The organism is Pseudomonas sp. DrBHI1 (assembly GCF_002205115.1).
Lineage (GTDB): Bacteria > Pseudomonadota > Gammaproteobacteria > Pseudomonadales > Pseudomonadaceae > Aquipseudomonas > Aquipseudomonas mosselii.
In genome coordinates, this window is record NZ_NIBE01000093.1 from 36417 (window position 1) to 43648 (window position 7232).

Annotated in this window: 4 protein-coding genes; 1 reads left to right on the top strand and 3 read right to left on the bottom strand. The window is 67.5% G+C overall.

Annotated elements, in window-relative coordinates; translation table 11 throughout:
• Window positions 1-593 (top strand): beta-N-acetylhexosaminidase (nagZ, locus tag CC207_RS27795; RefSeq protein WP_256582126.1); only part of this gene is annotated, 593 nt, incomplete at its 5' end.
• Between the two features lie 66 nt (window positions 594-659).
• Here nagZ and CC207_RS19145 read toward each other — a convergent pair.
• The 3 genes from CC207_RS19145 to mfd all read right to left on the bottom strand — a co-directional run.
• Window positions 660-3560, bottom strand: a complete 2901-nt coding sequence (locus CC207_RS19145) for a DEAD/DEAH box helicase (protein ID WP_371916484.1) — start codon at window positions 3558-3560, stop codon at window positions 660-662.
• Window positions 3561-3972: 412 nt separating this feature from the next.
• Window positions 3973-4533, bottom strand: a complete 561-nt coding sequence (locus CC207_RS19150) for a CsiV family protein (RefSeq protein WP_028692733.1) — start codon at window positions 4531-4533, stop codon at window positions 3973-3975.
• 9 nt (window positions 4534-4542) lie between these two features.
• Window positions 4543-7232: transcription-repair coupling factor (mfd, locus tag CC207_RS19155; protein ID WP_371916483.1), on the bottom strand; the 2690-nt coding region annotated here is incomplete at its 5' end.

Below are 7232 nucleotides of genomic sequence, written 5' to 3' on the forward strand. Positions count from 1 at the left end.
ATCCACAGCGTGCCACCGCGCTGGCTGGTGCGTTCATCCGCGGCATGAACGCCGCGGGCATGGCTGCCTGCGGCAAGCATTTCCCCGGCCACGGCTGGGCCGAGGCCGACTCCCATGTGGCGATCCCGGTCGACGAGCGCAGTCTGGAGCAGTTGCGCGCGGCCGACCTGGTGCCGTTCACCCGCCTGGGTGGCCAGTTGGCGGCGGTGATGCCGGCCCACGTGATCTATCCGCAGGTCGACAATCAGCCGGCCGGCTTCTCCCGGCGCTGGCTGCAGGACATTCTGCGGGGCGAACTGGGCTTTGACGGGGTGATCTTCAGCGACGACCTGTCCATGGCCGGCGCCCATGTGGTGGGTGATGCCGCCAGTCGTATCGAGGCGGCCCTGAGCGCCGGCTGCGACATGGGCCTGGTGTGCAACGACCGAGCGGCGGCGGAGCTGGCGCTGAGCGCGGCGCAGCGGATGAAGGTCAAGCCGTCGCCGCGCATCGCGCGGATGCGCGGGCAGGGCTTTGCGCGTACCGATTACCGTCAGCAGCCGCGTTGGCTGGAGGCGTTGGGGGCGTTGAAGGAAGCCCAGCTGGTCGATTAACCTCGCCGGCCTCATCGCGGGGCAGGCCCGTCCCCAAGAAGCCCTCAGGGCTCGTGGGGCGGGCTTTTACTTACTTCGTTTGCCTGGCAGCGGCGCGAACAGCGCCTCGATCTCGTCATCCCCCAGCCGCCATTGCCCGGCCTGCCCGCCATCGAGCAGCCCGGCCGCCAGCGCTGCCTTTTCCTGTTGCAACTGCTGGATCTTCTCCTCCACCGTCCCCCGGGTGATCAGCTTGAACACGAACACCGGCTTGTCCTGGCCAATACGGTAGGCACGGTCGGTGGCCTGGTTTTCGCTGGCCGGGTTCCACCACGGGTCGTAGTGGATCACGGTGTCGGCGGCGGTCAGGTTCAGTCCGGTGCCGCCGGCCTTGAGGCTGATCAGGAACACCTCGCTGTCGCCATTCTGGAACTGCTGTACCGGTGCGCGGCGGTCGCGGGTGTCGCCGGTCAGCAGGCTGTAGCGGATGCCACGCTTCTCCAGTTCGAACTCGATCAGCGCCAGCATCGAGGTGAACTGCGAGAACAGCAGTACCTTGCGCCCCTCGCTGAGCAGCTCCTCGAGCATTTCCAGCAGGCTGCCCAGCTTGCCTTTGTCGGCGAATGTGCCCTTGGCCTCGGTGCCCTTGACCAGGCGCAGGTCGCAGCACACCTGGCGCAGCTTGAGCAGCGCGTCGAGGATGACGATCTGGCTGCGGGCGGCGCCGTTGCGGGCGATTTCGTCGCGGACCTTCTTGTCCATCGCCACCCGTACCGCCTCATAGGTGTCGCGCTGGGCGTCGCTGAGCTCGACCCAGTGGATCATCTCGGTCTTGGCCGGCAGCTCGGTGGCCACCTGCTCCTTGGTACGGCGCAGCAGGAACGGGCGGATGCGGCTGGCCAGGTGGGCCATGCGCTCGGCGTCGCCGTGGCGCTCGATCGGGGTGCGATAGTCCTGGGTGAAGCGCTTGCTGTCACCCAGCCAGCCGGGCATCAGGAAGTGGAAGATCGACCACAGTTCGCCGAGGTTGTTCTCCATCGGGGTGCCGGTCAGGCACAGCCGCTGACTGGCCTGCAGCTCACGCACCGCCTGGGCGGCCTTGCTGGTGCTGCTCTTGATGTTCTGCGCCTCGTCCAGTACCAGCAGGTGCCAGGACTGGGCCTTGAGGTGTTCAAGATCGCGAGGGACGAGGGCGTAGGTGGTCAGTACCAGGTCGTAGTCGGCCAGGTTGGCGAAGTGCTTGCTGCGGCCGGGGCCGTGCAGGGCCAGGACGCGCAGGTCGGGGGCGAAGCGCCGGGCCTCGTCGAGCCAGTTGGGCACCAGGCTGGTGGGCATCACCGCCAGTGCCGGGTGGACCAGGCGCCCGGCTTCCTTCTCCAGCAGCAGGTGGGCCAGGGTCTGCAGGGTCTTGCCCAGGCCCATGTCGTCGCCAAGGATGCCGCCGGTGCCCATTTCGCGCAGGGCCTGCAGCCAGTTCAGGCCTTGCTGCTGGTAGGGGCGCAGGGTGGCGTTCAGGCCCTTGGGCGGCGTCACCTGCAGGTCGCGGGCGTCACGCAGGCGCCGGCCCAGGTCGCGGACATGGTTGCCGCCTTGCCATTGCAGTGGCAGGTGGTCGATGTCGTTCAGGCGCGCGGCGTCGGCGCGCTCCAGGCGCAGGCTCGGGCCGCTGGCGTCCTCATGCAGGTACAGCTCGCCCAGGGTGCCCATCACTGCCTTGATCCGCCCGTAGGGCAGGGCGACTCGCAGCGCCGGGCTGTCGTGGCGGGCGCGGTTGAGGTCGATCAGCAGGTGTTCATCGTCACTGCGCCGCGCCAGCTCGCTGGGGCGCAGCAGCTCGGGGCTTGCGCGCAGTAGCTGCAGGACTATTGGCAGCAGGCTGTGTCGCTGGCCGTCGACGACGATGCCCAGCTCCAGGTCGAACCATTCGTGGCCCGGCGCTTCGTCGATGGTGGCGTACCAGTCGTCGACCTCGTGCAGGTTGAAGGCGAAGTCGCGGTGCACGTCAATGGCCCAGCCGGCCTCGCGCAGGCGCGGCAGGCCTTCGCGGGCGAAGCGCAGCCAGGCTTCGTCGTCGGGCAGTTGGTACATTTCGCCGGCGCTGTTGGGCAGGGCCTTGCTCTGGCGGGTGGCGGGCTTGAAGCCCTGCTCGCGCAATGCCTTGCGCAGGGCCTGCTCGGCCTGGGGCTGGCGGCGGATGCGCTGGCTGGTGCTGCCCACCAGGCGGCTCAGCGGCTTGTCGTCGCCGCCGCTGGCGCGCAGGCCGTCGTAGTCGAACGCCAGCGCGGCGCGGTGCTGCATCTGCCGTTGCATGCGTCCGGTCTTGGGCGTGTAGGCGCTGAACTCGAGGCTGCCGAGGGTCAGGTGCGGGATCGGCTCGATGTTGTCGAGTTGTTCCTGTTGCACGGTAGTGGGCGTCGGCAGCTGATGATTGAGGGCGTTGAGCTTGTGGCTGAGGGGCACGATAAGGTGTTCCGGTACATCGGGAGCAAGGGACAGCTGCAGGGCGGTGTGCGGATCCAGGTCGTGGGAAACGGTGCCGACTTCCTGGGTGTCGATATCGAAGTAGTACAGCGGCACCAGCGGCAGCACGCAATCGAGCGGTACCTCGCCGTTGTACCACAGGCCGCGATAGTCGCCGTTGTCCAGGCGTACCCAGCGGAACGCTGCCTGGCGGGGCGCGCCCGGGATCAGCAGGGGCAGGCCTTCGATGAACATCATGCGCCCGGTGTCCAGTGCCCGTTGCAGCAGCTCGCCGCCTTCGTGTCCCTTGAGTGGATAGCCGCGCTCATGGCCGTAGGGTGCAGTCTGCGCCGAGAGCTGGCGCAGGATGCGCAGGTCCTCGTCCTTGACGAACTTTGGCGGCTCGTAGAGCAGTTCGTACAGCGACTGGACGCGGCTGTAGCGAATGCCGTGCTCTTCGCGGGTGCCTTTGCGCACACGCAGCGCGCAACTCTGGTCGTCGTTGAGTATCAGCTGGTAGCAGACCATGCGGCCGCGCTTGTCTTGCGTGGCGTCTTGTCGCGGCGCAGGCGGCTCCAGCCCCTGCAGCCAGTGCTGCAGGTGATGGGGCAGCTGGTCGCCGTTGGCCGCGACCTGTCCGTAGCGGTTGGCCAGGGTATAGAGCGCGGCGGCGCAGTGCTTGCAGTTGGTGCCGACCGGACAGGAGCAGTCGCCGCGCACATGGCACTGCCCGGAGGGACCGGCAGTGATGATGATCCGCTGGCGGTAGACGTTGCCGCCGCTGCCGTGGCAGGTGGATTCGATGCGCGAGTCGCCGTGGGACTGGATCTGCACCAGGCCCTGTTCGGCGTACCGTTCGCCCCGTTGCAGGGTGGCTGCGGAAAAGTCGCGCTTCCAGCTCGGGTTCTCGGCTGCCAGCTTCTGCACATCGGCGTTCACGTCACTGCTCCATCATTTCCGGGTCCGGCAGTGGGATCTTGCGCATGCCGGCCGGCGAAACCCTGAGCAGCAGCGCCAGGTGACCGCCATCGAAGAAGGTCAGCTGGCCGGCCTTCATGTTGCTGTTGTTCTGCTTGAGCTGTTCGCTCTGCAGCACGCTGCCGTTGCCATCGAGCTGGTTGACCCAGAAGTTGGCGTCGACGGCGATGAAGCGATCTTCCCTGATGCTCAGGTTGCCCTCGATGGGGAAGTGGCCGAACTGTTCGTCGCCGACGCCCAGGGCGACAGTCTCGGTGTCCTGCTGCCAGGCCTTGTGCAGCAGCACGGTGTAGTCGGCGGTGGCCTGCAGGCGGGTGACTTCATCACCCAAACCGGTTGGACGCTCGGCGCCTTTTTCCAGGCGCGGCGCGCCGGCGCTCCAGTCTTCCGGAGCGAAGGGGCTGGTGATCGCCGGCACGGCGTTCTGCCGCACCAGGATCATTTCTACCTGGTAGGGGCCTGCGGCGAAGGCAGCCGGCGCGAGCAGGGCCAGCAGCAGGGTCAGGCAACGGATGGCACGCATGAAGCTTCCTTATGGATTTTGTGGAGTGAGGCGCTCGAACAGCGCTTCCAGGGTGTTGAAACGTTCTTCGGGGCGTTCCATCGGCACCAGGAAGCGGAACTGGGTCGCGCCTTCGAACTTGTAGCGTTTGGGCTGGCCCTGGATCAGCTTGATCAGGGTCAGCGGGTCGACCGGGGTCTCGGCCTCGAACTCGAGCTTGCCGCCGTTGGGGCCGGCGTCGACTTTCTTGATGCCGAGCTTTTCCGCCTGCAGCTTGAGCAGGGTCAGGCGCATCAGGTTCTTGGTAGGCTCTGGCAGCAAGCCGAAGCGGTCGATCATTTCCACCTGCAGGTCCTTGAGGCCCTCTTCGTCGGCCGCCGAGGCGATGCGCTTGTAGAGGATCAGGCGTGCATGCACGTCGGGCAGGTAGTCCTCGGGGATCAGCGCCGGCAGGCGCAGGTTGATCTCCGGGCCGCCGCCCAGCGGCTGCTCGAGGTTCGGCTGGTTGCCCTTGCGGATGGCCTTGACCGCGCGCTCGAGCATTTCCATGTACAGGGTGAAGCCGACGGCCTGGATCTGCCCGCTCTGGCCTTCGCCAAGCAGTTCGCCGGCGCCGCGGATCTCCAGGTCGTTGGTGGCCAGGACGAAGCCCGCGCCCAGGTCCTGGGTATTGGCGATGGCCTCCAGGCGTTTCTCGGCATCGGCACTGATCTGCTGGCGCGGCGGCGTCAGCAGGTAGGCATAGGCCTGGTGGTGGCTGCGCCCGACCCGGCCGCGCAGCTGGTGCAGCTGGGCCAGGCCGAACTTGTCGGCGCGCTCGATGACAATGGTGTTGGCGCTGGGCACGTCGATGCCGGTCTCGATGATGGTCGAGGCGATCAGCACGTTGAAGCGCTTGTGGTAGAAGTCGCTCATCACCTGTTCGAGTTCACGCTCGCGCATCTGCCCGTGACCGATGCCGATGCGCGCCTCGGGCACCAGTTCGGCCAGTTCCGCGGCGCACTTCTCGATGGTCTTGACGTCGTTGTGCAGGTAGTACACCTGGCCGCCGCGCAGCAGTTCGCGCAGCAGCGCTTCCTTGACCGTGCTCTTGTTCTGCTCCATGACGAAGGTGCGCACCGACAGGCGCCTGGCCGGCGGAGTGGCGATGATCGACAGGTCGCGCATGCCCGACACCGCCATGTTCAGCGTGCGGGGAATCGGCGTTGCGGTCAGGGTGAGGATGTCCACTTCGCTGCGCAGGGCCTTGAGCTGTTCTTTTTGGCGCACGCCGAAGCGGTGTTCCTCGTCGATGATGGCCAGGCCCAGGTCCTTGAAGCGCACATCATCCTGCAGCAGCTTGTGGGTGCCGATGAGAATGTCGATCTTGCCTTCGGCCAGTTCCGCCGCGGCGCTGGCGACTTCCTTGGCCGACTTGAAGCGGCTCATCACCTCGACCTTCACCGGCCAGTCGGCGAAGCGGTCGCGGAAGCTGTTGTAGTGCTGCTGGGCGAGCAGGGTGGTGGGTACCAGCACCGCCACCTGGCGGCCACTGTGCACGGCGATGAAGGCGGCGCGCATGGCCACTTCGGTCTTGCCGAAGCCGACGTCGCCGCAGACCAGGCGGTCCATGGGCTGGCCGGCGAGCATGTCGGCGCGTACCGCCTCGATGGCGGCCTGCTGGTCGGGGGTTTCCTCGAACGGGAAGCCGGCACTGAAGGTGGCGTAGTCGGCGGCCGGGTCGGCGAAGGCATAGCCTTTGCGCGCGGCGCGGCGGGCATAGATGTCAAGCAGCTCGGCGGCGACGTCGCGCACCTGTTCGGCGGCCTTGCGCTTGGCTTTCTGCCAGGCTTCGGAGCCCAGCCGGTGCAAAGGCGCCAGGGCGTCGTCGCTGCCGGTGTAGCGGGCGATCAGGTGCAGGTTGGCCACCGGCACGTAGAGTTTGGCGCCCTCGGCGTATTCGAGGGTGAGGAACTCGGCGGCCTGGCCGTCGATCTCCAGGGTCGCCAGGCCCAGGTAGCGGCCCACGCCATGGTCGATGTGCACCACCGGGGCGCCTTCGCGCAGCTCGGTGAGGTTCTTGATCACCGCGTCGTTGGCCGCCTCGCCGCGTTTCTCGCGGCGCCGGCGCTGCATCACGCGCTGGCCGAACAGCGGGCTTTCGGCGACCAGGGCCAGGCTGGGGTCGTCCAGCAGCAGGCCGTCGTCCAGCGGCGCGATGGTGATCGCCAGGCGTTCGCCGCCATTGACGAAGTCGGCCCAGCCGTCGACGGTGTGCGGGCGCAGCTTCAGGCGTTCGAGCAGCTCCAGCAGGACTTCGCGCCGGCCCGCCGATTCCGCCGTGAACAGCACCCGGCCGGGGAACTGGTCGAGGAAGTTCGCCAGTTCCGCCAGCGGCTGGTTGGCCTTGGCCTCGATGGCCAGGTTGGGCAGGGCGCGGGCCGGAAAGCGCTCGCGGCCGACGCCGGGCTCGACGTCGTCGGCACCGATCACCACCCGTGGCCATTGCTTGAGGCGGGCGAAGCAGTCCTCCACCGGCATGAACAGCTCCGCCGGCGGCAGCAGCGGTCGGCTGAGGTCGCCGCGGCGCTCTTCATAGCGCCCGCGCACGTCGTTCCAGAAATGCTCGGCGGCCTGCTCCACGCCCGGCAGGGAGAACACCTGGGTGTCCGCCGGCAGGTAGTCGAACAGGGTGGCGGTCTCTTCGAAGAACAGCGGCAGGTAGTACTCGATGCCGGCGG